Genomic DNA, 2,259 nt, shown 5'->3' with positions numbered 1-2,259 from the left:
GGTGATCAGGCTTCTGCATCAAGAAGGTTAACTTTTACCTCATCGATTAATTCACTGGGAACGACGCTGGCTCCATTATTTATCGGTTTGACACTGGTGACGCTAGGGATTGCTAATCTTTATTTCTTATTCGCTTTCGTTATTTTTTCCCTAGGCGTGGTTATCTTTAAAAGTAATATTCAAGACTTTAAAAGCGATGAACAGAGCCATTATATTGAACAAGTTAAAGCTTTGGTTAAACGGAAACACTTTGTGTTCGGAGCCTGTACCATTTTCGTTTATGTGGGAGTTGAAGTAGCGATAGGCACAGTTACTATCAGTTACCTTACCGATAAAAATATCGCGGCTTTAGCACCGACCATAGCAATGACTCTGATCAGTATGTATTGGGCTGGTTCAATGTTCGGCCGTTTTACATACAGTGCACTTAGTCACTATTGTGTACCTTCTAAAGCGTTAGGGGCCAGTGCTTGTACTGCTTCGCTGCTTATTATTTTTGCAATATTAAACAGTAATATTTACGGCGGTGCCGCGTTAATCCTTATCGGCTTCTGTAATTCATTTATGTATCCAGTCATATTCTCAAAATCAATTGAGGGGCTGGGTTCTCTTACTGGCAGTGGATCTGCCGTTCTTATTATGTGTGGTATCGGTGGCGGGATCGTTCCATTTATACAGGCAATTATGGTTGATTTAAGCGATATCAGAATAAGCTATATTGTGCCCCTGTGCGGATATTTATTAATTTTATCTTACAGCGTTTACAGTAAAAAAAATACAAATAAGAAAATATGTAATCAGGAGATTCGAGAATGAATTATCAATCTTTTTATAAAATGACTAACACTATCCAAAATTATGACTGGGGTAGTAAAACGGCAATGCAAAATTTATTCTCTTTTCAGAACAACTCTGCTCAGAGACAAGCTGAACTGTGGATGGGAGCACATCCCAACGGCTGTTCGTTATTGTTGATTGAAGGTGAGTTAACAAAACTATCCGATTTTATAGCGCAAGATCCGCAACTGATATTAGGAGAAAAAACGGCTGATGAATTTGGCCAACTGCCTTATCTATTTAAAGTACTGGCTGCTGAAAAGGCCTTGTCAGTTCAGGTTCATCCAAATAAACAGCAAGCGCAGGAAGGTTTTGATAAAGAAAATCAATTAGGTATCTCGTGTAATGCTTTTGATCGCAATTATAAGGATTCAAATCATAAACCTGAGGTTGTTTTTGCTTTGACTGAATATCAGGCTATGAATGGTTTCCGTAGCCCTGCAGAGATACTCAAACATTTTCAACTATTAAATATCTTAGAGCTTGAGCAGCTCGTTGAAGCTTTTTCGGATAATTTAACAGAAGATGGGCTGCAGACATTTTTTCAGGTAATGTTGTTACTTGAAGGTGAACATAAGATGAATGCTCTACAAGCATTGTCCATTTATGCAAAAAATAATCTATATAACCCTTTGTTTCATTTAATTGCTGATCTGGAAACACAACATCCTGGAGATATAGGTTTATTTTCGCCGTTAATGCTGAATGTGTTGACGTTGCAAGCGGGAGAGGCGATGTTCTTGGATGCATGTACTCCACATGCATATATTAAAGGAACTGGTCTCGAAATTATGGCAAATTCCGACAATGTACTGCGCGCGGGATTAACCCCGAAGTATATTGATGTGCCCGAACTAGTTGCGAACACCATTTTTACCAGCGTAATGACAGAGAACCTTTTATTAAAGGAAAAATCAGAGGAGGGGTGGCAAAATTATATCGTTCCTGTACCCGATTTTAAATTTAGTGTTGCAGATAATGTTTCGGAGTTGAATGTAAAGGTTAACAGTGCAGAAATTGTATTTGCGGTTGATTCGCAGGTTAGATTGAATCACAGGAATGGAAGTACAATAACCATTAAGAAAGGTGAGTCGGTATTTATACCCGCTTATGTTGATCACTATCAGGTTACTACCTCCGGGCAGTTAGCTCGCGCTTATAATTGAAGCGCTTATCTGCAGTTGAAATTTATCGAATTTGAACTGCATTCTTTTATTGCTCAATCAGATTGTTGAACTGTACGACATTCAGTGCCGCTGTAATAGTGAATTACTTAATGTCTTTAGGCTGTTAGGGTAAAGCATGCAGCAGTATTACTGGCTAATCGTTTGAAACACGGATCACCGCCGATTACACCCTTAAAGATAAATATAATCAGACCTATGATGCAGTGATGATGCCGGGCGGTCCGAAAGGCACTGA

At 38.9% G+C, this 2,259-nt stretch carries 2 protein-coding genes; both read left to right on the top strand.

The features are described from left to right. On the top strand, positions 1-816 hold an 816-nt coding region (locus G327_RS27130), incomplete at its 5' end, for an MFS transporter (RefSeq protein ID WP_019617265.1). Beyond that, a complete protein-coding gene (gene manA / locus G327_RS0123570; protein ID WP_019617264.1) occupies positions 813-2,003 on the top strand; it encodes a mannose-6-phosphate isomerase, class I in 1,191 nt (396 codons plus the stop codon). The genes G327_RS27130 and manA, both read left to right, overlap by 4 nt. Positions 2,004-2,259: the final 256 nt, after the last annotated feature.

Source organism: Psychromonas ossibalaenae ATCC BAA-1528, assembly GCF_000381745.1.
GTDB classification, from domain to species: Bacteria; Pseudomonadota; Gammaproteobacteria; order Enterobacterales; family Psychromonadaceae; genus Psychromonas; species Psychromonas ossibalaenae.
Note: the sequence above shows the minus strand (reverse complement) of the source record. Positions and strands in the feature narration are given on the sequence as shown.